Raw genomic sequence first — 25,591 nt, forward strand, 5'->3', positions numbered from 1 at the left:
TTAAGTAAGGATTATGAACGACTACCCGAAACTTCAGAAACATTCATCTATGTTGCCATGATTCGGATCATGATTCGACGGCTTGCATAATTTTTAGCTCTCTCTGACTTTTAAAACATCCTCTAACGCTAACCAAGGCTTTAGGAAAGCTTCATCAAAAGCATCTCCATCATATTCATTCAGTAAAATTTCACGCTCAAGTAAAAAATACTTGGCACTTTCTTCTCTACCGGGGAAGCCATATAAGTAATCTATCGCTTGATTAGAAGAGCTATGAATATCGATTACATAATCAGCATCGATACACAAAGATTGTAGCTGATAGCGGTATCGTTCATTAAAAGGCGCTCCACTGGGAGACTGTATTTTTTCTAAAAGTTTATCGAAACTTATTTTAATTCTTTTATAATATTCCTTTTTTATAGCATCTATCTCAAAATGGGTGTGAAATTTTGCAAATTCTTCTAAATCTTCACATTCATTTTCATAGTCCCAAAAGATGCGGTTCCAGTCTTTACCATCGAATATATTATATCGACCTGTAGAAAAATAATGAGTCCGCTGATTGGTACTGATTGGATTGCAGACAGGAACTAGCCAAATTTCACCATTGATCTGGGTATCATTGATAGTAATCAAAAACTCTATTAGCTGGTGAATGACAGCATTGCCAACAATTTCCGCACCGTGCAGATTGGCTTGCAAATATGCTTTTTTACCGGGGTTAGCACCGATAAATTTATAAACTTGAATTGAGAGGCGATCGCCTGAAGCCAATTGTTGAATTGGAACTGTAGAAATAGTGGGAATCATAACAAAAATCATTACACAAAAATGCCTTGGCGACTGAAGTCGCGGCTACACAAACGAAACCTGCCTACGCAGATTTAAAATTTATTAGTCCGCGCAGGCGGACTTTGTTTGTACAGTTACGAATTCCATTCACCAGGTAATTTACAAACAAATCATGTACCTGGTAAGGTACGCAAACGCTCATCCAAATGAGTGCGATCGCTTAAGGCATGAAGTAATGGCCCATGAGCGCCAAACTCTACTATACTGACCGAACCCACCGGACATCCCAAGCGAAAGCGAAAGCGTCCGACATCAATTCCCAGCAAGCTACACAGCATAATCCGGATAGTAGCTTTGTGTGCAACAATTAAAACATTGCCGTTGTTAAACTGCTGCTTGATTTCTTCAATCACTTGTAACGAACGGTGAGCGATCGCTACCGCTAATTCTCCCTCAGTCGGCGGATACCAAGCGGGATCGGCAGTCCAGCGAATATAATCATCGTGATACTCGCGGTCAACTGTTTCTACAGTTTTTCCTTCCCACTTGCCATAGTTAATCTCCTTCAATCCGTCCCGCAATTCCATCTGCATCCCCACAGATTCACATAGCGGTTTTGCCGTTGCTACAGTACGCTGCATCGGACTACAAAAAATAGCAGTCCAGGGTAAGGAACGATAGGTAGCAGCAAAAGCTTTTGCCATCTCTACACCATCTGGCGTCAATTCTGGATCTATAGAACCACAGAAAACATTATCTCGACTGCGGTCTGTCTGTCCGTGGCGGAGGAAATAAAGCTTTAGACTCAAGGTAGTTTCTCTCGCTGTTCTCCACGCTCAATTGTAGGTGGAATGAGCGAGAAGCGCGTCATCCCTTCAACTTCCCCCAATCCTCATCTGAATCAGCAAAGTTTCTGTCGTCCAAGTCACACACCCACATCCCAAAAAATCACAATCTTGAGTCCAAATTGCCGCATCCATTTCCAAAGCTAAAGCCACTGTATGCCAATCATCAGGATCTCTAGGTATGCGATTTCTAGCTTCCGTCTCTAGGTGGATGTAATTCGTTTCTGGAACCAACCTGAGATCGGTTTCAATGATGTTCATTGCCTCATCCAGAATACCCTGTCCTATCGCGTCACTAAGACCTCTATTTATTCTTTCCGTCATCCGTCGCCTTAACTCATATTGAGTTTCATCCAAAACTTTTTCAGTGATGTAAAGCATGAGGCTTGGATGTCGCAATAACTCCCGTCCCCTTTGTCGCAGCAGTTCCCCCACCAGAATGTTAGCGTCAACTATCAGCATCATAGGGAAACGGCTTACTTGTATCGAAAAGATCGGCAAATTCGTCTTCAGTCATGCCAGTTTCAGCCAATGCTTTATTAACCAACTCAGCCAAACGATCTAGTTTGCGGTTGAGTTCTTCTTGCTTTGTCCGCTTCTTGGGGTAATAGTATCCCACGACTTCGCCATCAAGTTCTATTGCTAGCGGTTCGCTACCCGTCAGGTAATTGGCGGCTTTCTCCTGTAATTCACTCACTGCAACTTGCTTCATATTCCACTCCTTGTGTTGCGATCGCGCAGTAGTCACATTCTAGGCTAATCTTGAGCTGGGTAAGTTTGGGGAGAATGCGATCGCATCCCTACTTTTCTTAAAATTAGCTACCGTCAGATTCAACTGTGCCTGTTTTCTTTTGTGCATTGCGCCAGTCACAAACATAACGAGCTAGCATCTGACCCTCTAAAGCACAATTCCTTGCTATCTGTATAAATTCTTCTACTGATTTTGTTGGCTCACCAGGCAAAGATTTTACAACTTGGTGAGCGCAGGTATTGCGTTCTTTGCGCCAACTCTTTAAATCCACAATTAAGTCAGTACGTTCTTTCCAAGATATCTGACCATCTACTTTTTTCCACTTTTCAACTAATTCAAACAAAGAAGCTTCTTTTTTCGTCAATTCTAGATAACTGACAAGACGATCGGAGATAATGCTTTCAGCTATCATAACTGCTTCTAAAAAAAACTCTTTATTAATTCCCTCTTTCATCCGCTCAAAGGCATATTTATAAGAATTATACTTTATTGTATTTTTGCCATTTTCCAATTTCACGCTATTATCCTCCACTCTGGAAGTTTCTAATCTACCGTTTGTTCCTCGACTTCTAAACAAAGCTCAATAGCTTCTCGAATGCGTTCCATGAGTTCATCTAGGTATTTTGCTTGTGTATGGCAACCAGGAAGGCTAGGCACAGAAGCGACAAAATCTCCCTCAGAATCTCGCTCGATAATTAGGTTAAATTCTCTACTCATTTTTTTATTAACGCAACTGCTACCACCACTTTAAAAAGACTGCTTTGCTGCCTTGTTCGCGCCAAACTTTCCCATCTTTCTCAAACCAAGCGATCGCCTGTTCAGAAGAATTGTGAGTACACAGTTATATTGGACGTTTGAAGAACAGGATACCTTCATTTAAGTGATTCAATCTTGTGCCCTCAGTGTAAACTTCTTTTGCAGCTGACATTTCCCATCTTTCTTTTCCTAATATATTTAAAAACACAGACCAGGGCTGGTCTTTCCATTCTTTCAATTCCTGACCATCTAAATACACAGTGTGTATTTCTTGTGTTAATCCCCGCCCTAACCATACGTATCTAACAGTGCAATACTCCCAACTTGTCATCACAACTTTCCTCGCACTTTTTGTTAGTAACTGCTTGTTGGATAGATAAGTTTTTGTTAATTAATCGCTACATCTTCTTTATACAGCAACCAAGAATTACCACTTTAAAAATGCGGCATCGCTTCCCTGTTCGCGTCTAATTTTTGAATCCTGCTCAAACCAAGCGATAATCTGCTCAGGTGTTAAATCTTCAATAACAACACCGTACTCTTCGGCGATGTGCTTCAACACTCTTAAGGATGAAACGGTTATTCTTGTTAAAAACTTTTCATGAGTTTGAAGCAGTGCTGAATCTACCTTAACTGCTTCTTCGTAGCTCAAAAATTGTTCTGATGGTTGCTGTGGTTGCGTCATAAATATTTTTACTTACTGTTCTTTAATTAAATAGCCGCAGCGATGTTCTCCGTTAATAATCCAGTGCGTCCGTTCTACTTTACAATCTTGCAGGGCAGCGGCAAACATTTCTAACTCATGTCCGCAAACGCTGGGAAAAGATGAGGCAACATGAGAAATCGCACAATTATGCTCTATCAATATAAATTGAGAATCGCTCTCTGCCAGAGGATACCACTCTGCCATGTAGCCTTCAGCTTTGCGGAGTTCTACCAAATTAGCAACGCGATCGCGCAAATTTCCCTTACCCAGTCTCACTCGATATTCCATCGCCTTCCGTTCCCAGTGCTTTCGCAACACGGTACTGGCTTGCTCATAACCGAGCGTTTCTGTCAAGGTGTCTAGGAAATCAACAGCAAACTCTCCGTAATGATTCGGGAAGCGATCGCGCCCCTCTTGACTCAGCTCATAGACGTGCTGCGGGCGTCCCATCGCCGCAGGCACCGATTGATGGACGATCAGCCCTTCCGTCTCCAAATCCTTCAGATGACGCCGAATTGCCTGCGGACTCACCTCAAAGGCGTCAGCCAACTCCTGAGCCGTGGCTTGACCTGTTTTCAGTAAATGTTGCAAGATGTCCTGTTTGGTGGAAGGCTGCTGAGTAATCGCCATCGTCTTGCGGTAAAATTCCTATTATTGGACTTTGACAACATCTATGTTGCTAAAGTATTTTAAAATAGAATTAAGTAAAGCAACAAGCCTGTTGTTTTACTATTGTAATTGCAGTTTGACTGGGCGATCTACTCCGGACGCCCATGCCCTGAGCCTGCCATCCTGAGAGATTTGTCCGAAACAAACACGCGAGAACACTTTTATCTATGACTGCAAGCGTCAAGACCTTAGTCAATCAGCCCTATAAATACGGCTTTGTCACTGACATTGAGGCAGATACCATTCCTCGCGGACTCAGTGAGGACGTTGTTCGCCTGATCTCCGCCAAGAAAGAAGAACCGGAGTTCATGCTAGAGTTTCGCCTCAAAGCATATCGCCAATGGCTGAAGATGACCGAACCAACTTGGCCTCATGTCAAGTATCCCAAGATTGACTACCAAGACATCATCTACTACTCCGCGCCGAAGCAAAAGCCCAAAAAGCTGAACAGCCTGGATGAAGTCGATCCAACTTTGTTAGAAGCCTACGAGAAGCTAGGTATTTCGCTTTCAGAGCAAAAGCGGTTGTCTAACGTTGCCGTAGATGCCATCTTCGATAGTGTTTCAGTTGCCACAACATTTAAAGAGAAGCTAGCCAAAGATGGCGTGATCTTCTGTTCTATCTCCGAAGCTTTGCGGGAACACCCAGAGCTGGTGCAGAAGTACCTCGGCAGCGTTGTGCCAGTAGCCGATAATTACTTCGCCGCCCTCAACTCAGCCGTATTCAGCGATGGTTCCTTCGTCTACATCCCCAAAGGCACCAAATGCCCGATGGAACTCTCCACCTACTTCCGCATCAACAGCGGCGACACGGGGCAGTTTGAGCGCACGCTGATTATTGCCGAAGAAGGCAGCTCTGTGTCATATCTGGAAGGCTGCACAGCACCGATGTTTGACACCAACCAGCTGCACGCAGCTGTGGTGGAACTCGTTGCTCTCGACAACGCTGAAATTAAATACTCCACAGTACAGAACTGGTACCCCGGAGACGAAAACGGCAAAGGCGGTATTTACAACTTTGTCACCAAGCGGGGATTGTGTCAGGGAGTCAATTCTAAGATTTCTTGGACACAGGTAGAAACGGGTTCGGCGATTACCTGGAAATATCCCAGCTGCGTGCTAGTTGGCGATAATTCCGTGGGTGAATTTTACTCCGTTGCCCTAACGAATCATATGCAGCAAGCCGACACCGGAACCAAGATGGTGCATATTGGCAAAAACACTCGCAGCACGATTATTTCCAAGGGAATTTCGGCGGGTAAATCTTCAAATAGCTATCGCGGTTTGGTGAAAATTGGTCCCAAGGCAAAGGGCGCGAGAAATTATTCTCAGTGCGATTCGATGCTGATTGGAGATAATGCCCAAGCGAATACTTTCCCCTATATCCAGGTGCAAAATAACACCGGGAAAGTGGAGCATGAAGCTTCTACCTCGAAGATTGGGGAAGAACAGCTATTCTTTTTCTCACAGCGGGGCATTTCGGCAGAAGATGCTATTTCGATGATGATTAGTGGCTTCTGTAAGGATGTGTTTAATCAGCTGCCGATGGAATTTGCTGTAGAAGCTGATAGGTTGTTGAGCATGAAGTTAGAAGGCAGTGTGGGATAAATGAAACTACAGATAAATACAGATAAATCATCCGTGTTTATCTGTGTTTATCTACGGTTGAATTTCTTTACTCAAAAAGGTAAGGCGGGCATTGCCTACCTTTATGCTGAAATAGAATAAAAACCGCGAAGACGCTAAGGGCACCAAGGAAGAAGAGAGGAAAGATGATTATTGAAAATAGTGAGGTTATCCTATCTGTTCGGGATCTCACGGCAAATGTTGATGAAATTCCGATTCTTAAGGGTTTGAATCTGGAAGTGAAGGCGGGAGAAATCCATGCCATTATGGGACCAAATGGTTCTGGAAAAAGCACCTTTTCTAAGGTTTTGGCTGGACATCCGGCGTATGAGGTGACGGGCGGTGAGGTGATTTTTCGGGGGCAAAATCTTCTGGAAATGGAAGCAGAAGAACGTGCCAGGGCTGGGATATTTTTGGCTTTTCAATATCCTTTAGAAATTCCTGGTGTTAGTAATGTGGATTTCCTCAGAGTTGCCTATAATTCTCGTCGCAAGGCTGAGGGATTAGAGGAATTGGATGCTTTTGATTTTGATGAGTTGGTGCATGAAAAGCTGGATGTGGTAAAGATGAATCCTGCTTTTCTTAGCCGCAGCGTGAATGAAGGTTTTTCTGGTGGTGAGAAGAAGCGGAACGAGATTCTGCAAATGGCACTGCTAGAACCAAAGTTAGCCATTTTGGATGAAACGGATTCAGGGTTAGATATTGATGCGCTGAAGATTGTGGCGGATGGCGTGAATCAGCTGGCAAATGCAGAGAATGCGATGCTGGTGATTACTCACTATCAGCGGCTACTGAATTACATCGTGCCAGATTTCGTTCACGTAATGGAAGGCGGACGAATTATTACCAGCGGGACGAAAGAATTGGCTTTGGAACTGGAATCTCGCGGTTATGAATGGGTAAGGGAAGAAGAAGCAGCTGAGGTGGCGGCAAAATGACAATTCAAGTAACTTCTATTCCCAATCCCGAAGACATTGGGTTAAAGTCTGCTGCGACTAATCGAGATGCCAAGCTGGTTGAGTTGTTAAACTTGTCTCGCAGTCAGGAATTACAGGTACTCGATCCAGAGATGGTTAGCTGGTTGCAAGAATTACGCGATCGCTCCTCCTCTTGGATACCTCATCTCAAGTTTCCCACAACGCGGGATGAAGAGTGGCGCTTCACTGACATCTCGCCTTTGTTAAAGTTGTCTTTCCAAGCTGCTAAATCTGCGGATGTACCCCAGTCAGCAATTGAAGGATTGACTTTAGCAGAAGCAGCCGAAAGTCGTCTAGTTTTCGTTAACGGTGTTTATGCACCGGCGCTGTCATCTATTGCTAATTTGCCCGATGAGATATTTGTCGGAAATTTAGCCCAATTGCCAATAACTTATCGCACTCGGATCGGTAATTATTTCGCCCAACAAAAGGGTTTTGATGAGGTATTCACCTCCCTGAATACGGCAGGATTAACTGATGCTGCTATAGTGTGGGTGGCGAAAAATGTGGTAGTAGAAACACCGATTCATTTGCTGTTTCTGTCTACTTTTAGCGATCGCCCTACTCTCTCTCAGCCACGCTGTTTGGTAGTTGCTGAACCTAACTCTCAAGTAACTCTGATAGAAGATTATATGCCAGTTGGCGACTGGTGTGCGGATAAAACTCATCCGTATTTAATCAATACGGTTACAGAGATTTGGGTAGAAGAAAATGCTGAAGTTCGCCACAACCGGATTCAACGAGATAGTGGCGCAGCGTTTCATATTGGCAAGAGTGCGATCGCGCAATCCCGCAACAGTCGCTACACTTGCAATGCAGTGAGTTTGGGTGGCAAAATATCGCGCCACAACTTAGAAATTTATCAGTTGGGCGAACAAACTGAAACCACTCTCAATGGTTTAACCATGATTGCAGGGGAACAGATTGGCGATACTCACAGCGCGATTATTCTTAACCATCCCCACAGCACCACTCGCCAGTTACAAAAGTGTATTGTGGCTGATAAGGCTCATTCCGTCTTTAATGGGAAAGTCTTTGTTGCCAAAGCAGCACAATTGACGGATGCTGGACAATTAAATCGTAACTTGCTGTTGTCGCCTAAAGCGAGAGTCGATACTAAACCCCAACTGGAAATCATTGCCGATAACGTGAAATGTACTCACGGTGCAACAGTAAGTCAGTTGGATGATGAGGAAGTCTTTTACCTGCAAAGTCGCGGTTTAGACAAAGTGAGTGCTAACAACTTGTTAGTTGACGCTTTTGCTATAGAAATTATCAACCAGATTCCCATCGCTTCTCTGCAAACAAGCCTCTCTCGATGTGTTGCTTGTAGAACAATCGAATAGTGTGGAATAGGTAATAGGTAATGGGTAATGGGATTTTGAAGAAATAACTTCTAACTTTTACCAGTTACCAATTACCAATTATCAATTACCAATTACCTTTTTACCAATGACTCTAACCAAAGACAGAACACTCGCCGATAAAGTCCGTGCAGATTTTCCAATTCTGCACCAAGAAGTCAATGGCAAACCCCTAGTTTACCTAGACAACGCCGCCACATCCCAAAAACCTCTGGCGGTGCTAAACGCGATTCGGGATTACTACGAGCAGTATAATTCCAACGTACACCGGGGCGTTCACACGCTTAGCGCCAAAGCCACAGACGCTTACGAAGGTGCGAGGGACAAAGTTGCTGCTTTCGTAAATGCAGCCTCACGCCAAGAAATTATTTACACTAGAAATGCTAGCGAAGCAATTAATTTAGTTGCTTACAGTTGGGGTTTAAGTAATTTGCAGCGGGGAGACGAAATCATCCTCTCGGTGATGGAACATCACAGCAACTTAATCCCTTGGCAACTGACAGCGCAAAAAACTGGCGCAGTGCTGAAGTTTGTGGAACTGACACCAGAAGGAGTTTTTGATTTAGAACAATTCAAATCTCTGATTTCCGACAAAACCAAACTGGTTAGCACACTTCACGTTTCTAACACTTTGGGATGTATAAATCCAGTGGAAGAAATTATTGAAATTGCTCACCAATACGGTGCCAAAGTCTTAATCGACGCTTGCCAAAGCGCACCACATATGGTGCTAGACGTGCAAGCGATGGATTGCGATTGGCTAGTCGCCTCCGGTCACAAGATGTGCGCCCCGACTGGGATTGGCTTCCTCTATGGCAAGCTAGACTTACTGCGTTCCATGCCTCCCTTCTTAGGCGGTGGGGAGATGATTGCCGATGTGTTTCTCGACCATGCCACCTACGCAGATTTGCCGCACAAATTTGAAGCCGGAACGCCATCAATTGGGGAAGCGATCGCTCTCGGTGCAGCTATAGATTACCTCACCGAAGTAGGCAGAGACAACATCCACGCCTACGAAACTGAGTTGACAGCCCATCTATGGCAACAGTTGCAGCAAATCCCCGAAATCAAACTCTACGGACCTCAACCCACCAGCACAGGCGAAGGTAGAGCGCCACTCGCTGCTTTTACAGCTGGAGATGTCCACCCTCACGACTTATCCACTATCTTAGATCAAGCTGGCATCGCCATCCGTGCCGGACATCACTGCACCCAACCCTTACACCGTTACTTGAAAGTACAATCTACTGCACGGGCAAGTTTGTATTTCTACAACACCCGCGAAGAAATTGACGTTTTCATCACCTCTTTGAAGGAAGCTATCGAATTTTTCGGCGGTATCTTCGGCTAAGTCAACTTAAGCCCTGGCGAATGTAATTCGCGGCTACACAAACTAAGTCCGCCTGCGCGGACTTACAAAAACTCAAGGTTTTGTCTGTTGAGTATTGGGGGTGGGAAGGCTGGAAAATATGTTGCCACTGTAACTTTCGATAATCTTAACTTTCATGTTTTAGTCGATCCATCAAAACCAGATGAAATAGAAAAGCTGGTGGTAGGTGGACAAGAAGGGATTTATCCCGCAAAGATGTGTGTGGATTTGCTCCGATGCCTGCTGGCTGCTAGAACATTTACAGAAACAGGGAAACTTGAGCCATTACTTGCTTGGGAAGAAGATACAGCACTTTTGAAGCTAGTGAGGTACGAGGATCGCCTAAAACCTTTGATTTTGGAAGCTTGACTGTACCTCATCCAGAAAGAAAACGCTGTAAGTCGTTAGTAGTGGTGTGAAAGTAGCGATCGCATTCCCCAACCACAACATAAATTAAGCGCGATCGCCCAACTCACCACAACATAAATTAAGCGCGATCGCATTCTTCACCACAACACAAGTATTACGCGATCGCCCTCCCAACTCACCACAACACAAGCATTGCGCGATCGCATTCCCTAACCACAACATAAATTAAGCGCGATCGCCCAATGCTAGCAAAACATTGCTAAAGGGCGATTGCTCCTGCCAACTAACCAGAACAAAATTGCACGCTTTTGTATGGTGTATCCTATGTTCAATCGCCATTATGGCGTGATGTAGAGTTTTATTCAAACCTCACCTATAAACTCAATGGTCAGGGCTACCTGAAATAAAGTAACTCACAGGTGGCTATATTAAAAAATGACACTTGATAAAGTGATAGCTATCGGCTCGTATCGCGTGCGAATCTTGACACAAGCTGCTGGTGAACAAGATGCTGTAATTTCTCCTGCAACCATAGATGATATGCCAAATAATTGGACTTTTAACTGGCAAGAGTTGTGGCAACGTACTGATTTTGAAGTGCAGAATATTGTCAAGCTGGTGTATGAGGAGCAAGTCTGGGGATTAATTAGGTATATTGTCTTTCCTTACCCCGGCACACCGCATACTCTAGAAATTGAGCATCTAGAAACTAATCCTGTTAGCAGAGGTCAACAAGCTAACCGCTTGATTGAACCCATAGGAAAATGGTTAATTTGGTATGTGACGCAAATAAGTTTGCGGTATTGTTCTGGTGGGATGAACGACACGCCTCTGGTGCTAGTTTCTGTAGATTCAGCCTTTGACTACTATAGAGACATAATCGAGATGCAGTATATCGGTGCCACAACCATTGCCCCCGGAGAAGATGGATATGTGTTCAAATTCACAAGAGACAACGCCGCAGAATTCACAAGAAGACAAGAGCAACAATGGGGATACCCCACGCCAGTTGACTCCTGAACAAGTTCGTGTGGGGACAAATCAAATAATGTCCTATGCTGAACGTCAAGCCTTTTGGAAAAATTCTGAGGTTGGGAAGTTACTTGGTTTTGACCGCTGGCCCGATGTAGAAGAAAAGGTGGTAATAAAGATTATATTCAACCTATCAGTAGAAAAATGGGTTGGTAACAGAGTTGAAACTGAGTTAATTAAAAACGCAATTTGGAGTCAAATAGAAGCAGCCATCCGTGAGTTAGATGGCGAGATCAAGAACTTAGTTGAATTATCAGCTAGTGACACAATTTACATGACAGTTGGGGGTGGGAAGGCTGGAAAATATGTTGCCACTGTAACTTTCGATAATCTTAACTTTCATGTTTTAGTCGATCCATCAAAACCAGATGAAATAGAAAAGCTGGTGGTAGGTGGACAAGAAGGGATTTATCCCGCAAAGATGTGTGTGGATTTGCTCCGATGCCTGCTGGCTGCTAGAACATTTACAGAAACAGGGAAACTTGAGCCATTACTTGCTTGGGAAGAAGATAAGTCGTTAGTAGTGGTGTGAAAGTAGCGATCGCATTCCCCAACCACAACATAAATTAAGCGCGATCGCTACTTAGTTTCAGACTAGGGGGTGATTACAGCTTCCTCTTGAACTTGACACAATCGCTACAGAAGCTTGCAGGTCTGGTGGAGCGAAGGGAAGGGGAATGATTATTAAATCTTGGATGGTGATTGGGGGCGTGACTCTTTTAGTGGCGCTGGGGAGTAACATCATTACGCCGAATGATGTCAAGTGGTTCAAGCGCCTGCAACGACCAAGATGGTTAACGTTTGAGCCATTAATTCCAATTATTTGGACAGTCGTTTTTATTTGCGGTGCCTGGTCAGCTTATATTGTCTGGGAAAAAACCAAAAATTGGTGGCTGATGGCGTTCTATCTTTTAGTAGAAATTACGATTGTCGCCTATAACCCAATGATGTTGAGGCTACGCAGCCTTAAAGTTGGCACAATTATTGGCGCAATTGGTTCCGTTTTAGGTCTAATTCTGGCACTAATAGTCTTGCCGATTTCCGGTTGGGCGTCTCTGTTGCTAGTTCCCTATGTGTTGTGGAGTCCGATTGGAACTTATACCACCTGGAAAATGATGCAGCTCAATCCTGAAGACGCTTAGAGACGCGGACGACGCCTCCTAATCGCTTCTTGCTTGTCATCCCCGCTAGCGGGGGATAGAGGGAGGTACGGGGAGAGAGAAATCCTACTTTCCCCGTTAACGAGGGATTTAAGGTGAATGCAGCACCTGTTCGTAACGAGATCCGGCGCTTTCCCAGGTGTATTCTGTTTCGATAAGCGATCGCGCATTTTTCGATAACTGCTCTCTGAGATCGGCATCTTCAAACAGCTTGGCGATCGCGTCCGCATACTCTTCCACCCGGTTAGCCCGTAACGCCCGTAACGGCACGTTTTCCCCATCAACCGCTAATCCTTCCAAACCGCGATCGCTCCCCACCACGGGTACCCCAGCTGCCATTGCCTCCAACGTTTTATTTTTGATCCCAAATCCCGTCCGCATCGGCACCACGCAGACGCAAGACTTGTGCAAATACTCTGCCATTGAAGGCACGCGCCCCGACACACTAATCCCAGGACGCTTCCCTAAATCTACAACTTCCGTTCCCGGACGAGCGCCCACCAGTTCCAGCGTCGCATCTGGATATCGCTTCTGAACCTCCGGGAACACCTCCAAACTGAAAAAGCGCACCGCATCAATATTCGGCGTGTTATCCATCGCCCCAATAAAAATTAATCGGTGTCCCCCCGGATCGGCGGAACGCATGGGAAACTGAGTAAAATCTACCCCATTCGGAATTACTTGAATTTGGGCATTGGGATTAAATTCCTGAATTTGCTGCTTATCTTCCTCCGTCGTCACCACAATTGCCGAAAATTTAGAACAGTAGCGTTGTTCATAGCGGCGCAACAGCGGCAGATTTAGCCGATCTCGCAATGGCTTCTCAGATGTCCCCGTTTCTAGCTGGTTCTTGCACGTCCCGTAGACAGAACTATGGATATTCACCACCGTCCGCAGCGCCGGGGTTTTCCCATCCCTGCGCCGCCACTCAGGGCGCACATAGATTTCATTCACGCAATGTTCGCAAGTAATCGCCTCAAACTTGCCAGCAGCTACTGCTTCATCCACCCACTTCTGAATCTCTGGGGAGTATATAGACAGCACGCTGGGGGGTGTTCCCTCCTGCAAAAACGTACTGAAGCGCCGCAGCTTCCCCAACACTCCTACTTGAGAATTTTCCTGGGGACGAGGAAAAACCACCAACTCGTCCACCCACTCTTGCAGTCCTTCTATTTCTTCGTCCGTAACATCTCCACCGCGCTGCGTAATTAGAGTAATCGCATGGCTAGACTTGAGATACTTGAGTAAATTAAACGTCCTTACTTGCGTTCCCCCCCGTGTTGGCGGATAGGGAAAGGTGGAAGAGAGCATTAAAATCTTCATCGTAGACTGAGCGTTTGGTTAGATTTTACGGAGAGGGATAATATCGATACTATAGGCTTTCGCCTCATACTAGACTTGCCAGAGCGTGTATCTACTGCGTAAAACTAACAAGTAACAACAACTTCAGCTTATGCCCAAAGTTAGCGTTTGCATTCCCACCTACAATCGAGCTAATTTGTTGCCTTACGCAGTGAATAGCGTGCTGGCTCAAACTTATACAGATTTTGAACTAATTATCTGTGACGATGGTTCTACTGATGACACTCCAGTAGTAGTGAGTCAATGGAACGATTCGAGAATTCGCTATATCCGGCATCCGGTTAATATTAAGCGCAGTCGAAATATGCGCTCTGGTTTTGAAGCCGCTTGTGGAACTTATTTTATTAAATTTGACGATGATGATGCGCTAACGCCTGAATTTTTAGAAAAAACGGTAGCTGTTTTAGACGCTAATCCAACAATAGATTTTGTTTGTACAAACCACTGGATTATCGATGCCAGGGGAGAACGCAATGAATCAGCCACTTTAGAAAATTCTGCTAAGTGGGGAAAGGACAAACTTAAAGAGGGAATTATCCCCGATCTAATTACGGAAACCTTCAAAAAACAGAGCTTGCAGGTTGGTTCTACGCTTTTTCGGATGGAGTGTTTGCAGGAAGTCGATTATATGCGTCCGGAAGCAGATGGTTGTGAGGATTTTGATTTACTGGTGAGGTTAGCGATCGCCAGCAAGAATGGATACTTCCTGCCAGAATTTCTCATGGAATATCGAATGCACGGCGGTCAAAATAGTCTAAAACAAAATATTCACTTTTTAAAAGCAAAATCTTTCTGTCTAAATAGTTACGAATTTCCAGATCGGCAATTAGAAAAAACGCGATTAAATAAACTTGCCGGAACTCGACAAGCGCTAGGTTTAAGGCTGATAGAAAATGGCGAAACTTCAGAGGGACGCAAACTCTTGCAAGAATCTAGCCAAGTTTTGGGGAGTTCGCGTCAAGTAACTTTTGGTATAATGCTGTCTTACTTACCTACCAGTTTGCGGCAATTTGCTCTCCAAACCTTCCGTCGAATTCGCCCCAAAGATTACGCCGAGCAAGTTCGAGAAGCGGCTAATTGATGAAGAAGTAAATTGAAGCGATCGCTGTTACCGAAAGCTTTGCGAGTTCCTGCACTTAATGCGTTGTAACCAGTCAAATTATAAGGTTATTAGTTAATGTGGACTTGCATCGGCTTTTTTAATAGCTGCAATGAGTTGCTCTTTTTTCATCTTTGTACGTCCTTCTATATTCCGTTCTTTCGCGATCGCTTTTAACTCCGGAAGTTTCATTTTAGTGTAGTCATATTTTTTAGGCGCAGTCTTATCTTCTTCCGTCTTTACAACTTTTTCTAGCTGATTCAGGATAGGTTCAATTTTTTGAAAAAATTCATCAATATGTTCACTGAGTCTGTTGCTAATCAGTTGAAATTTTCTATCTATCAAACTCTCAATTTCAGGCAATATTTCAAGTTGTATTGCCTTATTTGATGGTTTAACCGTATTTAAAGGCTGTGTGTCAGCAACTTCTTCCTGATTATTAAAAAAACCTTTATTTCTCAGGAGTTTAACCTGCTCTATCAGCACTTTTTCATTTTCAGATTCAATAATGAAAGCTCCGATCATTTCGCCTTTACGAGGATCTATCTCCCTTGCCCTAACAGCGGCGTAGTATTCAAAGTCTCCATCAACTACCTCATAGGATTCCAGACTGGTTCGGCGAATAACTGGGGGATTAATAATACCTTCAGCTTGTAAAATTAACTCAGCAGCCCGATTTAAATCATCTTCTAAAAAAATTGAGCGGGGAACATTAGAATTTATTTTTTTTACGGCTACAAGTGAAGTGGATAATTTCATGGAGTTATTCCTATTTCGCGCAAAACTTCTTTTGCTAGTAACTCAAATTCCTTGGCTGAGAGGGAATCTGGCTTGAAATCAAGAACTGATATTGGATCTGGTATTTCCATATTACCTACAATCTGAACTTTTTCGGTACACTTTGCCAGATCCTCTCTTTCATAAATAACGCTTTCCATTACTTTTAACCCGTAGCGTTTGGGAATCACTTCTAAGCGCCCTGGTAAGGTATATTGCACAAATTTTGAATTTGTAGATATTTTACAAGGAAGAACCCCTAAGATTTCAATGGGTGGCTTATTAAGGAATTTTCGGAACTCATTATTTTTTTTAACAAATTCTTTGACATTTAATAACCCTTGATTAGCAAACGGTTTTAGATCGGAAGGAATAATTAGATAGTCGGCTGTAATTAGGGCAATTCTTGCATAAAGGTTTAAAGATGGTGGTGTATCAATAATTACAACATCGTATTGAGCTTCTACTGCTTTTAGTTTTTGCAGGAGCATTAGTTTACTAGAATCTTGTTGATTTAGATCGGTTTCGTATTGCATTAAACTGATGTGGGAAGGCAATACATCAATTTCAGGGTTAGTATATTGAGATTTTTTAGAAACTTCCTTGATGGGATAAAAGTCTTCTGACTGCAATAAATGACGAACATTGCAATCTTTTAGATCGTCTAGTTCTTCATCATCAAATTTTGCTAAGCCTGCGGCAAAGGTAGTGTTAGCTTGACTATCTAAGTCAACAATAAGGACTTTTTTTCCTTTCTTCCTAATAGCGGCGGCTAGGTTGACTACGGTTGTTGTTTTCCCTACGCCGCCTTTGTTGTGGTAAATTGCAATTATTTTCACAGTATGTTGCCTTTCTTCTTCTAAAATTGCAGTGGATAGGGGTTGAAAATTAATTGAATCAGCTTGTAAGTTTGTTATTTCAATCGAAGGTTTCTCTGCTAAGTTTTGAGAGGAAGTGATTTGGATATTAATTGGATCGGTCTGGATTTTTTTGACTTCAGTTGGATATTCAGGAGGTGTTCCCTTTAAGCTGTCTCTACCAATAAGAGTTTTAACATCGTCTATTTTTGAGTTAAGTTCTCTACCGTAACAGTGAAATACTAGCTGAATGTCATCTTGAACTTTCTTGTAAATTCGGATTTCTTTGCCATTAGTTAGCAATCCATATTCTACATTTAAACTCGTTAAGTAGCGCTTGAGTCTGCCAGTATGTCCATTTAAGTTTTGATTGGGATGCTTTGCTTCCATGACAACGCTTAATGGCGAATTGTCATCTAATACAAATGGAATGACTTGCGCTGCAAATGCCAAGAAGTCTAATCGAATGCTGCCAACGGCAATCTCTTGATGCCAGGTATCGGGAGTGTATCCTAGCTGTGGCAGTAAATATTGAACGATGAGTTTGCTTTCAACTTCACTCTCGTTGCGGCAAAGCTCAGGATTAAAATTCAATTGTGTTCTTCCTCTCCACGGCACTGATTGTAACCTTAAACCTATCCGATTGTCCTCAGAGTGAGGTTTTCGCGTCAGGGTATTGACCGCTTCTTAAGGACGTGCGTTGAGTTCCTTTTAAACTTCAGCTTCTGCTGGGCTGGCACTGGCAAGAGTGAGCTGGATGCGATCGCGTTTTCTTCCCTACTACGCAAACAGCCGCTAAGAACGGCATATTTTATGTGAGTAGGGCTTACTTACGCGCATAAAACCTGGAGCGATCGCATCCTTGAACTAAACAACAAATTAACCGCGCTTCAAGAGAGCAGAGAAGCTATTCTTCAGCTTATCGATCGTTGCTTGAATAGCGTTCGGTATAGATGGCTGAGGAGGAACGGCAACTTGGATTGGCTCATCTGCATATTCAGAACCCTTGAGGCGATAGCCGTATTCCAAATTATTCTGGTTCTTGCGGAGGACAGGAAATAGACGAAAAGCTCCTTGGCGTAAATCTTCCTGGGTGTCGAAGATAGCTTGATTAATCTTACTGGTGCGATTCACCGCCAGGGAACCGACGGGAAACCAGTTTTTTTTACCTTGGATGCGAATGTAGATATTGAATTCTGGTACTCCTTCCCCCTTCATCTTGTCGTACTGCTTGGAAGCTTCGGTGCGTTTGGCGGAGCTATGGCGTGCTTTTTTTGTTTTTTGAACTTTGCCAAATCCACTATTACTTGTCATAGATATTGATTGCTTTTTTGCTTTATTTATAAAAGTTTACATAATTTTCAGAAATCTGGGAGAGTTGATTTAAGCGCAAGTGCTGGGCAAACGCTGTAGGGTAAGAGAAGCGATCACGCTTGCCATCGCTATTCTGGAGAGATTCCGCTTTGATAGGCGATGTACCTGACGAACGGAACACCGCGATCCCAAATCGTCGCAACTCTCATATCGCACTATTGCCTTACGACGACGAATCCAAGATTATTATTAAGGCTGTAACAGTTGACCAGGGATTGAGTGACTGCGATTCGCTTTGTATCTAGCGGGCAGTAGGCTTGAGAGGAGCTAACAAATGGGATATGTCATTGCAACGGTAAACATGAAAGGCGGCGTCGGTAAGACGACTCTCAGCGTCAACTTGGCGACTTGTTTAGCCAAACATCATGGGAAGCGGGTTTTAGTCGTCGATTTAGACACGCAAATCAGTGCTACGCTCAGCCTGATGTCTCCACAGGACTTTGGCAAGAGCCGGAAAGAAAAACGCACGTTGAGACAGCTGGTTTATAAAGCAGTTAAACCCGATAGTCCAACCAATCTTTCAATTCAAGATATTATTCAGCCTTACATTTGCACGATTAAAGGGCTGGATTTATTGCCAGGGGATATCGATCTCTACGATGAATTTTTAGTGTCTGAGATGCTCCATGAAAGAGCGCTAAGAGACGGCGATAGTAATTTTATTCAAGTTTGGAATAACTTTGAAAAGCAATTAGTCAGAGGCATTTTACAGCCGATAATTAAAGATTACGACTTCATTATTCTGGACTGCGCTCCTGGCTACAATCTTTTAACTCGTAGCGGGATTGTCGCCAGTAATTTCTACTTGCTACCAGCTAGACCAGAACCTTTATCCGTTGTAGGAATTCAACTGCTAGAAAGACGGATTAATAAGCTCAAAGAAAGTCATAATTTGGATGGGCCACTCAATCTCCGCCTGATGGGAATTGTCTTTATTATGTCAGGGAATATACTCAGCGGAAGATATTACCAGCAAGTGATGCAGCGAGTCACTGAAGATTTTACCCCAGCCCAAATTTTCAAAACCCGCATTCCAATGGATGTGAATGTCTCTAAGGCAGTTGATAGTTTTATGCCGGTGATTCTCAACAACCCTAATTCATCTGGCTCCAAGGCATTCCTTAAGTTAACTCAAGAATTTTTACAGAAGTTACAGGTTTCTGGTGGTATCTATCAGGCTCCAGAAGCCAAGGTGAACTTAGCCAACCTCGATTGAAGATTCGCCATGAGTTGTTAACGAGTGCCAATGCCTCCCAGGCTGCCACTAGACGTTTCGGCAGCGGACTTTTCTAGTGTTGTTGAGTTTCTTAGCCCTTTGGGTGAGTGCGGCTAGTAGAGGGCTACTGCACCAGTTCCGACGTTGGCGGGCACCCGTCTCTTGTGGGTGCCCCTATCGCGGCTGATATCAAGTCTGGTTGATTACCCCTAATCTTCTGAAACCCGGAACCCCACCCCAAGAGCGGGGACGAAGTTCCCACTGGGGATTAGGGGCATTTGTATGGGTTTCGTGGATGCGATCGCTCGATTCGTTAACACCCACAATAACACCCACAATTACCGCTTAATTTTGTTTCGTAATCTTAATAGTAGTTCTGTCTAAAAATGTGAACTTTGGTTTCATTTACTGGTGCTTCCGGAGATGCCTGCTAAAGTAAAAATATGAAGCTAAAAAGCTTCCCTGACAGATTCTACAGCGCGGTTCACATACGACTTGAGAGGTAAAAACGCTGTTTCATTTAACATCTGTCTCATCCAACAACAGCAGCACTCACCCAGAAGGCTGATATTTCCTAAGCTAGTGACTAGGGAGCTATGCAACTAAACTTTGTAAGTTAGTGCAACTCCGCGTCGAATTGCCCATAAGAGGAAATCACTAAGCAAGTCTGGTTGGAGTGCTGTTGTTGTTTTAAAGATTTAAATTTAATGAATCAGGCATTTCCGAGTGAGTAAGCAATTAAAAAATAATGCGATCGCTGGCAACGAAATGGCTGTAGCGGCAATTTATAAATTTTGCCAGCATTTATAAACTCAGGCGTCATAAACCGTCTCGTCTTCCTTGCGCCACGCCGGATCGACAATGCAGATAAACACCAACGGTTCAGTTCCGCAACTATGAATAAATTGCTTGGCATTCGGCGGAATATACACCGTATCTCCAGGTTCTACCAACTGGGTTTCATCATCAATGTGCATCTCACCAGCACCGCTAAGGATGTAGTAAACCTCGGAAGTTGTTAGCGCGTGCGGTGTCGAAGTTTGTCCCACCGGCAGAATCGCGTGAGCCAAGCTGTAACGCAATTCTACCGGCTGTTTATCCGGATGCAATAACTCTCTCAACTGAGTGGCATCACCGGCAATAAATTCCTCGCAGTCATTGAGCTTTTGAATTAGCATTCTCGATTCAGAGAGTAAAAAAACACCCGGTGCAATTTTAGATTGTGTCTTGATTGAGCGAAAAACCGGGAATTGGACGATAGTCAGAGCAGTTAATTGCTTCTTCAGTCTGGGCAATGCTGGGTTGTACGGTACACTTGAGCCGGTAATCGCCCGTAAAATATCGACAATCAGCACAAGGTATGCTGTGCATTTGCTTGGCTTTGGTAAAACTCTCTGAGATAGCACTAAACAGACTCCAGCCAATCAAAAGGAACGACATCCAGGCACACAAAAAGCATAGAGGCACTAAAACTGGCTGGATTGCATGAACCAGAACGTATAGAAATTGAAACACAGGCTATTTTTTGAGGAGGAGTGAACAAAGCTATTTAAACAAAATTATTTCACTTCCTCAGAATTCGCCATCAAACTTAAGGCTTAGTTGTAACTTTCTGTAAAGCTAGTTTGCTTTGTAAAAGTGGCATTACTTTGTCCCTACATAAATTGATAGATAGACAGCAGTAGAGCAGAAAGTTAAAATACAACATCATACCAAGAAAATAATTATCTTGATTGAGGGGTCTTACACCCTTTTGTGGTGTGAGGGGTTGTGAATCTACTGAGCCGACGGACAAGAAAGATCGCTGGCAACCGGAACGGCAAGCGAAACGCTGGAAAGCAAAACGTTCTGTAGCCGGGAAAGGTGAAGCATTTATACGTAGAATCGAGAGATCGCTCCAGGTTTTATGCGCGATCGCTTCGCCAATATAGCTGCTGCCACGCTGTTACAGTACGCACCCATGCTTATCCCTTCATCTAGGAACGACAGCACCACCTTCCCATTAGAACTCGCCCTCTGTAGGTCAAAGCTGGAGACGAGCGACCAGGCGGCGCGATATGTGGCTGGGAAACACGCCCTCATTTCCTATGGCGTTTCCACCAAGAGCAAAAGCTATGACTTAGGCTCTCAAGGCGCATCGCTCATGCCTTTGCGAGAGCGAGACGTGACAGCACTCTCCTTGCTATTTGAACGGGATGACAGCGAGGAAATTGAAGCAGATATTAACCACACTCTCATTTGGCTGTGGCCTGAACCTTGCTGGGATGACGAAGACCCCTTTGATTTTTTGCGCGATTATCTTCACAAATAGCCGTTAATTGTGAGTCATTAGCCCTTAGTCATGAATACGTTGCCAAGGACTAATGACTCATGACAAATGACTGACTGCTAAAAGGGGATGTCGTCGATATCTCCTTGAGCCGGTGGGGTGGAACGGCTGCCCGTTCGGGTGGCGACGCGATTGGGCGGTGTTTCCTCTGTTGGCAAGCCTCCAGACATTCCCCCATCGCTGTCATCAGCGGGTGCGGCTGACGGGCGACGCGACCCCATTGGAACGACATTGCTAGGAGGAGTCAATTCGGCTGCCGGAGTGTCAAAATCTGTATCAATTGCCACTTTGTGAATCCGAGAAGCCGTCAACTCGGCGCGTTTTTCTTTAAAACCTTCTTGCCGGTCAATGGTGTTCATCGTCAGGCGACCTTCAAGGACAACGCGATCGCCCTTCTTGAAACTCCCCTGAATTTCTTGCGCTAAATTGCCCCAGCCGACTACCTTCAACGTTGCCGGGGGGTCTTCCGCCCGCAGTCCAGGAAACTGTACCATCATCTCCGTAACCGCCGTTTGGGTATCCGGCGTGTAACGAAGTTGCGGTTCCCTAATAATCTCCGCCATTAAAATGCAGCTGTTCATAACTCCAAGATCCTCGCGCTGAACCGAGCGGCCTCATTCATAATAGAACAAATGTACCAGAGAAGGCCCAAAAGTGGGTATGGTAACAGGTAATCGGTTATTTGTGATTAGTGATTCGTCATCAGTGAATAACCAAGGACGAATCACTAATCACTCATTACCGATGGGAGCATCCCAATGCATGCGCCCACATCCTGAATGATAGGGCGATCGCGTGCAAAGGCTGCTGGGAGGCTGCGAAGAATTTTAGCCTGCTCCCGGCAGCCTTTGCAGTTTATGTAGTCCCACGTTTCAAGAAAGTGCGGGCGTGTATTTGCAATTTCACGGGATGCTCCCATTACCGATTACCTAACACCCTACACCAATTGCAATTTAACTTCTTCCACACCTTCCTCTTGGTCAACAAACGCTTGAACGCGACCGCGATACTCCCGTAAGGTTTCATCAACCCAATCCCGGTCATTACTATTAGCAAAGATATGCACCAGCGGCTCACCAGCATCGGGCAACACTAGCACCCAGCTGTCATCCTGGTAGTTGCAAATCTTCACTCCATCCACTAATTCCAGATGTTCGGCTGGATGGGTTTCTACTAAATGGCGCATCAAGGCTCCTTTTGCCGTCCAGGGACAGCGCACCGTGTAACTCTTGTGGTAAACGCGGGGAAGATCGGCGCGAATTGCCGCCAGATTTCGCTCTTGCATCGTCAGCATCTCCATCATCTTGGCAATGCAGAACATGGCATCAAACCCCGGATGCAGCTGTGGGAAAATAAAGCCCATTTCCCCACTGCCACCCAACACCACATTCGGATTTGTCTGAGACGCCTCCATCAACGCTGTGGGATTTGCCTTAGTGCGAATCACCTTGGCATCGTGGCGACGGGCAATCTGTTCTACAGCACTGCTGCTATGCACCGGCACCACCACCGTTCCTCTGGGATGAGCAGTCAGAATCATGTTAACCATCAGCGCCGTCAACATTTCACCGCGAATCGGCGTACCCGATTCATCCACCAAAATTAACTGTTCTCCGTTCGCTGATACCTGGACGCCAAAATTAGCTTTTAGCGCTTCTACCACATGACCCAGCTGATTGAGCAACGCTTCTCGTTCTGCCGCAGCCAGTCCCGTTTGATTCAAGCTGGCATTCAGTACCACAGCATCGCAGCCAAATTTTGCCAACAGTTGCGGCAGGATGGCTCCAGAAACTGCATAAACGTAGTCAATGACTACCTTCGAGCCTGAGTTGCGAATTGCCTCTGTATTTAGATGCTTCTCAAACGCCGTGCTGTAAACATCTAGCACCTGGCTGGGGTAGGCAACATTTCCAGTTTCTTGAATCTGGACTCGCCGCAAGTCTTCCTTAAAATAAGCCCCCTCAATTTTTTTCTCTTGGGATTTCGAGATATTGATGCCCTTGCGATCGAAAAATTCGATCAAAATGTGGTCGGGTCGATCTGGATGCACCCGCACGTGGATACCCCCCGCCACTGAGAAAGTAGGAATGACGGTGCGGGAAATTGGGATTGCAGTTGCCTCCAGGTTTTGGACGTGGATGCCCACCGACATCAAACCAGCAATCAAAGCGCGGCTGACCATGCGGGAAATATTCCGCTGGTCGCGGGAGATGGTGATCTGGGAACCGGGCTTTAATGTGGAACCGTAAGCTGCACCCAGTTTGACGGCAAATTCTGGAGTGATGTCGATATTCGCTAATCCACTTACACCGCGTTGCCCAAACAAATTGCGATGAGCCGTTTGACCCCAAATCAAGTTAATGTTTAATATCGCGCCCGATTCAATTTGTTTGCTAGGCCAAACACGCACTTGGGGCGAGACTTGCGCTTCTTCCCCGACGGTAGAGAGCGAACCCACGACGGCTCCTTCCAAAACGTGCGATCGCCTATCGACTCTGGTGCCTCGACCAATCACGCAAGCCCGCAGATGCGCTTCCTCGCCAATAATCGCTCCATTCCAAACAATCGGACGCTTCAAGTTTGCGTCAGCTCCAATCGTCACATTGTCGCCAATTGAGGTTCCTGGCTCGATATGCACTCGTGCCCCAATCCGGCAGTTATTACCGATCAGCGCTGGCGCTTCAATTATCGCTGATGGGTCGATATGAGTGTTCTGACCTATCCACAGTCCGGGTGACACTTGCTCGTAAGCAAAGTCTAATTTAACTTTTTGATGTAAACCATCATATTGAGCCTCTCGGTAAGCATCTAAATGACCTACATCACACCAATACCCTTGGGCAATGTAGCCGTACATCGGTTCATCTTTTTCCAGTAGCAATGGGAATAAGTCTTTCGAGAAGTCAGATTCTTGATTGCTGGGGAGGTATTGCAGGACTTCTGGTTCCAGAATGTAGGTGCCAGTGTTGACAGTATCCGAGAAAATTTCGCTAGAAGAAGGCTTTTCTAAAAACCGACGAATTCTGTGTTTTTCATCTGTAATTACTACGCCAAATTCAATCGGATTGGGAACCTGGGTTAAAATTATGGTTGCTTTTGACTTCTGTTTTTTGTGAAATTCAATTGCCTGTGTTAAATCAAAATCAGTAACGCTGTCGCCGCTAATGACTAAAAAGGTTTCATCTAGTAACTCAGCAATGTTTTTGACGCAACCAGCCGTACCCAAAGGCTGGTCTTCTTCAATCGCATAGGTTATCTGCACTCCAAAGTCGCTGCCGTCTTGGAAGTAGTCTCGCATGACATCAGGGAGATAGTGCAGAGTGGCAATAATCTCGGTAATCTGATGCCGCTTGAGCAGGTTGATAATGTGTTCCGCAATGGGCCGGTTCAGGATGGGAACCATCGGTTTGGGAAGATCGCAGGTCAGCGGTCTCAGCCGCGTTCCCGAACCGCCAGCCATCAGCACTGCTCGCATAAGTCCTCCTGATTTTTTGTCATGGTACGGGCGTTGCCTTGATGATTTGAGTGACCCAAGTCTTGTCTTTTAGTCTCCTATAACCTTGAAATTTAAGGTATCCCTCATAAGATTAGAGTGCAGCCTTCACTCTGGGCAAATCCTTTGAGGCTTTCATTCTAAAGCGAATCCTAAATTTAGCGGCGACTTCCGAATTATCTCGTTGATTGCTGGTATCTGCTGGCTCCTCGGTCTAGAAAATCGCTTTTGTTACATCTTGAGGGTGCAGCTACAACTCAACCTCGGATAGGTTAGAACTGAATCAATGCTACTTTGCCGTGTAGCCGGAATCAATTGCGTAGTCTAGCTTACACTTGAGAGATGAGGCAGGATGTTCTAATCTTCTGGGAATCCGAGAGAGCGGATGTCTCAAACAGTGTTGGCAAGATTCACAGTTGCGGGTGGCGACAAAAATAGAGTCAGTTTTAATGGGGGTTTTTTGAATGGGTACGTTATTAGGCTTATTATTGCTAGGGGCTTATGGCTACGGCGGCTGGAGGTTCTGGAAGGGGTTTCGCCGGACGAATTTCAGCCAAGGTCGGCTGGTTCTGGCTCTCTTATGGCCTGCTTTGGCAATTGGCAATAAATCCTATCGTCAGAACTTTAGAAAAGCACTCAAGGGGTAGGGGAAGGCTCAAGGATGAG

The 25,591-nt window shown here is 44.8% G+C and carries 31 protein-coding genes and 2 pseudogenes; 14 read left to right on the forward strand and 19 right to left on the reverse strand.

Annotated elements, in window-relative coordinates; all coding sequences use genetic code 11:
- Window positions 1-90: pseudogene (locus tag ACFW2W_RS06640) on the forward strand (IS5/IS1182 family transposase); the annotation flags it as partial.
- A gap of 21 nt (window positions 91-111) precedes the next feature.
- Here the strand turns inward: ACFW2W_RS06640 and ACFW2W_RS06645 are convergent.
- From ACFW2W_RS06645 to sufR, 9 genes and pseudogenes are all read right to left on the reverse strand, one after another.
- A pseudogene (locus tag ACFW2W_RS06645) lies at window positions 112-813 on the reverse strand (succinylglutamate desuccinylase/aspartoacylase family protein); the annotation flags it as partial.
- Window positions 814-965: 152 nt separating this feature from the next.
- Window positions 966-1,604, reverse strand: a complete 639-nt coding sequence (locus ACFW2W_RS06650; RefSeq protein ID WP_378174991.1) for a histidine phosphatase family protein — start codon at window positions 1,602-1,604, stop codon at window positions 966-968.
- A gap of 66 nt (window positions 1,605-1,670) precedes the next feature.
- Window positions 1,671-2,105: a PIN domain-containing protein gene (locus tag ACFW2W_RS06655; protein WP_378174994.1), complete on the reverse strand. Its 435-nt coding sequence runs from the start codon at window positions 2,103-2,105 to the stop codon at window positions 1,671-1,673.
- Window positions 2,089-2,352 (reverse strand): hypothetical protein, encoded by a 264-nt coding sequence (locus ACFW2W_RS06660; protein ID WP_378174997.1) that lies wholly within the window; start codon window positions 2,350-2,352, stop codon window positions 2,089-2,091. The genes ACFW2W_RS06655 and ACFW2W_RS06660 overlap by 17 nt, the downstream gene beginning before the upstream one ends.
- A gap of 103 nt (window positions 2,353-2,455) precedes the next feature.
- Window positions 2,456-2,908, reverse strand: coding sequence for a hypothetical protein (locus ACFW2W_RS06665; protein ID WP_378175000.1), 453 nt, complete (start codon window positions 2,906-2,908; stop codon window positions 2,456-2,458).
- Window positions 2,909-2,934: 26 nt separating this feature from the next.
- Window positions 2,935-3,108: a type II toxin-antitoxin system HicB family antitoxin gene (locus ACFW2W_RS06670; protein ID WP_378175003.1), complete on the reverse strand. Its 174-nt coding sequence runs from the start codon at window positions 3,106-3,108 to the stop codon at window positions 2,935-2,937.
- 124 nt (window positions 3,109-3,232) lie between these two features.
- A complete protein-coding gene (locus tag ACFW2W_RS06675; RefSeq protein ID WP_378175006.1) occupies window positions 3,233-3,478 on the reverse strand; it encodes a hypothetical protein in 246 nt (81 codons plus the stop codon).
- A gap of 96 nt (window positions 3,479-3,574) precedes the next feature.
- Window positions 3,575-3,832, reverse strand: a complete 258-nt coding sequence (locus ACFW2W_RS06680) for a hypothetical protein (RefSeq protein WP_378175009.1) — start codon at window positions 3,830-3,832, stop codon at window positions 3,575-3,577.
- Window positions 3,833-3,844: 12 nt separating this feature from the next.
- On the reverse strand, window positions 3,845-4,483 hold the full coding sequence (sufR, locus tag ACFW2W_RS06685) for an iron-sulfur cluster biosynthesis transcriptional regulator SufR (protein WP_378175012.1): 639 nt from the start codon (window positions 4,481-4,483) through the stop codon (window positions 3,845-3,847).
- A 206-nt stretch (window positions 4,484-4,689) separates the two neighbouring features.
- On the opposite strand from sufR, the gene sufB reads away from it, so the two are divergent.
- The 5 genes from sufB to ACFW2W_RS06710 all read left to right on the forward strand — a co-directional run bounded on the left by sufB (window position 4,690) and on the right by ACFW2W_RS06710 (window position 10,226).
- A complete protein-coding gene (gene sufB / locus ACFW2W_RS06690; RefSeq protein ID WP_378175015.1) occupies window positions 4,690-6,129 on the forward strand; it encodes a Fe-S cluster assembly protein SufB in 1,440 nt (479 codons plus the stop codon).
- Window positions 6,130-6,293: 164 nt separating this feature from the next.
- Window positions 6,294-7,085 (forward strand): Fe-S cluster assembly ATPase SufC, encoded by a 792-nt coding sequence (gene sufC / locus ACFW2W_RS06695; protein ID WP_378175018.1) that lies wholly within the window; start codon window positions 6,294-6,296, stop codon window positions 7,083-7,085.
- A complete protein-coding gene (sufD, locus tag ACFW2W_RS06700; protein ID WP_378175021.1) occupies window positions 7,082-8,470 on the forward strand; it encodes a Fe-S cluster assembly protein SufD in 1,389 nt (462 codons plus the stop codon). The genes sufC and sufD overlap by 4 nt, the downstream gene beginning before the upstream one ends.
- A 106-nt stretch (window positions 8,471-8,576) precedes the next feature.
- Window positions 8,577-9,839 (forward strand): SufS family cysteine desulfurase, encoded by a 1,263-nt coding sequence (locus ACFW2W_RS06705; RefSeq protein WP_378175024.1) that lies wholly within the window; start codon window positions 8,577-8,579, stop codon window positions 9,837-9,839.
- An 84-nt stretch (window positions 9,840-9,923) separates the two neighbouring features.
- Window positions 9,924-10,226, forward strand: coding sequence for an Imm1 family immunity protein (locus ACFW2W_RS06710; RefSeq protein WP_378175098.1), 303 nt, complete (start codon window positions 9,924-9,926; stop codon window positions 10,224-10,226).
- 84 nt (window positions 10,227-10,310) lie between these two features.
- Here the strand turns inward: ACFW2W_RS06710 and ACFW2W_RS06715 are convergent, their stop codons facing one another.
- Entirely contained in the window at window positions 10,311-10,448 is a 138-nt protein-coding gene (locus tag ACFW2W_RS06715; protein WP_378175027.1) for a hypothetical protein, read from the reverse strand.
- Between the two features lie 213 nt (window positions 10,449-10,661).
- Here ACFW2W_RS06715 and ACFW2W_RS06720 point away from each other — a divergent pair, with 213 nt between their 5' ends.
- The 3 genes from ACFW2W_RS06720 (at window position 10,662) to ACFW2W_RS06730 (ending at window position 12,400) form a co-directional block, all read left to right on the forward strand.
- On the forward strand, window positions 10,662-11,246 hold the full coding sequence (locus ACFW2W_RS06720) for a hypothetical protein (RefSeq protein ID WP_378175030.1): 585 nt from the start codon (window positions 10,662-10,664) through the stop codon (window positions 11,244-11,246).
- Window positions 11,236-11,790, forward strand: coding sequence for an Imm1 family immunity protein (locus ACFW2W_RS06725; RefSeq protein WP_378175033.1), 555 nt, complete (start codon window positions 11,236-11,238; stop codon window positions 11,788-11,790). Before ACFW2W_RS06720 ends, ACFW2W_RS06725 begins: the two co-directional genes overlap by 11 nt.
- Window positions 11,791-11,938: 148 nt before the next feature.
- Entirely contained in the window at window positions 11,939-12,400 is a 462-nt protein-coding gene (locus ACFW2W_RS06730) for a TspO/MBR family protein (RefSeq protein ID WP_378175101.1), read from the forward strand.
- A 108-nt stretch (window positions 12,401-12,508) separates the two neighbouring features.
- Here the strand turns inward: ACFW2W_RS06730 and ACFW2W_RS06735 are convergent, their stop codons facing one another.
- Window positions 12,509-13,741, reverse strand: a complete 1,233-nt coding sequence (locus ACFW2W_RS06735; RefSeq protein WP_378175036.1) for a glycosyltransferase family 4 protein — start codon at window positions 13,739-13,741, stop codon at window positions 12,509-12,511.
- Between the two features lie 130 nt (window positions 13,742-13,871).
- Here ACFW2W_RS06735 and ACFW2W_RS06740 point away from each other — a divergent pair, with 130 nt between their 5' ends.
- Entirely contained in the window at window positions 13,872-14,861 is a 990-nt protein-coding gene (locus ACFW2W_RS06740; protein ID WP_378175039.1) for a glycosyltransferase family 2 protein, read from the forward strand.
- 93 nt (window positions 14,862-14,954) lie between these two features.
- Here ACFW2W_RS06740 and ACFW2W_RS06745 read toward each other — a convergent pair whose 3' ends face one another.
- From ACFW2W_RS06745 to ACFW2W_RS06755, 3 genes are all read right to left on the reverse strand, one after another.
- Entirely contained in the window at window positions 14,955-15,638 is a 684-nt protein-coding gene (locus tag ACFW2W_RS06745; protein ID WP_378175041.1) for a Rho termination factor N-terminal domain-containing protein, read from the reverse strand.
- Window positions 15,635-17,107: an AAA family ATPase gene (locus ACFW2W_RS06750; RefSeq protein ID WP_378175045.1), complete on the reverse strand. Its 1,473-nt coding sequence runs from the start codon at window positions 17,105-17,107 to the stop codon at window positions 15,635-15,637. The genes ACFW2W_RS06745 and ACFW2W_RS06750 overlap by 4 nt, the downstream gene beginning before the upstream one ends.
- Window positions 17,108-17,392: 285 nt before the next feature.
- Window positions 17,393-17,827: an HHL1-like protein gene (locus ACFW2W_RS06755; protein WP_378175048.1), complete on the reverse strand. Its 435-nt coding sequence runs from the start codon at window positions 17,825-17,827 to the stop codon at window positions 17,393-17,395.
- Window positions 17,828-18,161: 334 nt separating this feature from the next.
- Between ACFW2W_RS06755 and ACFW2W_RS06760 the strand changes: the two genes are divergently transcribed.
- Window positions 18,162-19,103, forward strand: coding sequence for a ParA family protein (locus ACFW2W_RS06760; RefSeq protein ID WP_378175051.1), 942 nt, complete (start codon window positions 18,162-18,164; stop codon window positions 19,101-19,103).
- Between the two features lie 189 nt (window positions 19,104-19,292).
- Here ACFW2W_RS06760 and ACFW2W_RS06765 read toward each other — a convergent pair whose 3' ends face one another.
- From ACFW2W_RS06765 to ACFW2W_RS06775, 3 genes are all read right to left on the reverse strand, one after another.
- A complete protein-coding gene (locus ACFW2W_RS06765) occupies window positions 19,293-19,439 on the reverse strand; it encodes a hypothetical protein (protein ID WP_378175054.1) in 147 nt (48 codons plus the stop codon).
- Window positions 19,440-19,915: 476 nt separating this feature from the next.
- Window positions 19,916-20,281, reverse strand: a complete 366-nt coding sequence (locus ACFW2W_RS06770) for a cupin domain-containing protein (protein WP_378175057.1) — start codon at window positions 20,279-20,281, stop codon at window positions 19,916-19,918.
- 37 nt (window positions 20,282-20,318) lie between these two features.
- Window positions 20,319-20,618, reverse strand: a complete 300-nt coding sequence (locus ACFW2W_RS06775) for a hypothetical protein (protein WP_378175060.1) — start codon at window positions 20,616-20,618, stop codon at window positions 20,319-20,321.
- A 245-nt stretch (window positions 20,619-20,863) separates the two neighbouring features.
- Between ACFW2W_RS06775 and ACFW2W_RS06780 the strand changes: the two genes are divergently transcribed.
- Entirely contained in the window at window positions 20,864-21,034 is a 171-nt protein-coding gene (locus ACFW2W_RS06780) for a hypothetical protein (protein WP_378175063.1), read from the forward strand.
- A complete protein-coding gene (locus ACFW2W_RS06785; RefSeq protein ID WP_378175066.1) occupies window positions 21,010-21,414 on the forward strand; it encodes a hypothetical protein in 405 nt (134 codons plus the stop codon). The genes ACFW2W_RS06780 and ACFW2W_RS06785 overlap by 25 nt, the downstream gene beginning before the upstream one ends.
- A gap of 77 nt (window positions 21,415-21,491) precedes the next feature.
- Here the strand turns inward: ACFW2W_RS06785 and ACFW2W_RS06790 are convergent, their stop codons facing one another.
- A complete protein-coding gene (locus tag ACFW2W_RS06790; protein WP_378175069.1) occupies window positions 21,492-22,013 on the reverse strand; it encodes a single-stranded DNA-binding protein in 522 nt (173 codons plus the stop codon).
- Window positions 22,014-22,369: 356 nt separating this feature from the next.
- Window positions 22,370-24,907 (reverse strand): sugar phosphate nucleotidyltransferase, encoded by a 2,538-nt coding sequence (locus tag ACFW2W_RS06795; protein ID WP_378175072.1) that lies wholly within the window; start codon window positions 24,905-24,907, stop codon window positions 22,370-22,372.
- Window positions 24,908-25,389: 482 nt separating this feature from the next.
- Between ACFW2W_RS06795 and ACFW2W_RS06800 the strand changes: the two genes are divergently transcribed.
- Complete coding sequence (locus ACFW2W_RS06800) at window positions 25,390-25,572, forward strand: hypothetical protein (RefSeq protein ID WP_378175075.1); 183 nt, start codon at window positions 25,390-25,392, stop codon at window positions 25,570-25,572.
- Window positions 25,573-25,591: the final 19 nt, after the last annotated feature.

This window comes from Coleofasciculus sp. H7-2, from assembly GCF_042747725.1.
Classification (GTDB): Bacteria; Cyanobacteriota; Cyanobacteriia; order Cyanobacteriales; family FACHB-T130; genus FACHB-T130.

Coding starts and splice junctions, on each gene's coding strand:
- ACFW2W_RS06770 (WP_378175057.1), bottom strand. CDS start 20,281: ATGCTAATTCAAAAGCTCAATGACTGCGAGGAATTTATTGCCGGTGAT.
- ACFW2W_RS06720 (WP_378175030.1), top strand. CDS start 10,662: ATGACACTTGATAAAGTGATAGCTATCGGCTCGTATCGCGTGCGAATC.
- ACFW2W_RS06745 (WP_378175041.1), bottom strand. CDS start 15,638: ATGAAATTATCCACTTCACTTGTAGCCGTAAAAAAAATAAATTCTAAT.
- ACFW2W_RS06670 (WP_378175003.1), bottom strand. CDS start 3,108: ATGAGTAGAGAATTTAACCTAATTATCGAGCGAGATTCTGAGGGAGAT.
- ACFW2W_RS06785 (WP_378175066.1), top strand. CDS start 21,010: ATGCGCGATCGCTTCGCCAATATAGCTGCTGCCACGCTGTTACAGTAC.
- ACFW2W_RS06790 (WP_378175069.1), bottom strand. CDS start 22,013: ATGAACAGCTGCATTTTAATGGCGGAGATTATTAGGGAACCGCAACTT.
- ACFW2W_RS06755 (WP_378175048.1), bottom strand. CDS start 17,827: ATGACAAGTAATAGTGGATTTGGCAAAGTTCAAAAAACAAAAAAAGCA.
- ACFW2W_RS06660 (WP_378174997.1), bottom strand. CDS start 2,352: ATGAAGCAAGTTGCAGTGAGTGAATTACAGGAGAAAGCCGCCAATTAC.
- ACFW2W_RS06675 (WP_378175006.1), bottom strand. CDS start 3,478: ATGACAAGTTGGGAGTATTGCACTGTTAGATACGTATGGTTAGGGCGG.
- ACFW2W_RS06760 (WP_378175051.1), top strand. CDS start 18,162: ATGGGATATGTCATTGCAACGGTAAACATGAAAGGCGGCGTCGGTAAG.
- ACFW2W_RS06715 (WP_378175027.1), bottom strand. CDS start 10,448: ATGTTGTGGTTAGGGAATGCGATCGCGCAATGCTTGTGTTGTGGTGAG.
- ACFW2W_RS06735 (WP_378175036.1), bottom strand. CDS start 13,741: ATGAAGATTTTAATGCTCTCTTCCACCTTTCCCTATCCGCCAACACGG.
- ACFW2W_RS06655 (WP_378174994.1), bottom strand. CDS start 2,105: ATGATGCTGATAGTTGACGCTAACATTCTGGTGGGGGAACTGCTGCGA.
- ACFW2W_RS06705 (WP_378175024.1), top strand. CDS start 8,577: ATGACTCTAACCAAAGACAGAACACTCGCCGATAAAGTCCGTGCAGAT.
- sufR (WP_378175012.1), bottom strand. CDS start 4,483: ATGGCGATTACTCAGCAGCCTTCCACCAAACAGGACATCTTGCAACAT.
- ACFW2W_RS06740 (WP_378175039.1), top strand. CDS start 13,872: ATGCCCAAAGTTAGCGTTTGCATTCCCACCTACAATCGAGCTAATTTG.
- sufC (WP_378175018.1), top strand. CDS start 6,294: ATGATTATTGAAAATAGTGAGGTTATCCTATCTGTTCGGGATCTCACG.
- ACFW2W_RS06680 (WP_378175009.1), bottom strand. CDS start 3,832: ATGACGCAACCACAGCAACCATCAGAACAATTTTTGAGCTACGAAGAA.
- sufB (WP_378175015.1), top strand. CDS start 4,690: ATGACTGCAAGCGTCAAGACCTTAGTCAATCAGCCCTATAAATACGGC.
- ACFW2W_RS06795 (WP_378175072.1), bottom strand. CDS start 24,907: ATGCGAGCAGTGCTGATGGCTGGCGGTTCGGGAACGCGGCTGAGACCG.
- ACFW2W_RS06800 (WP_378175075.1), top strand. CDS start 25,390: ATGGGTACGTTATTAGGCTTATTATTGCTAGGGGCTTATGGCTACGGC.
- sufD (WP_378175021.1), top strand. CDS start 7,082: ATGACAATTCAAGTAACTTCTATTCCCAATCCCGAAGACATTGGGTTA.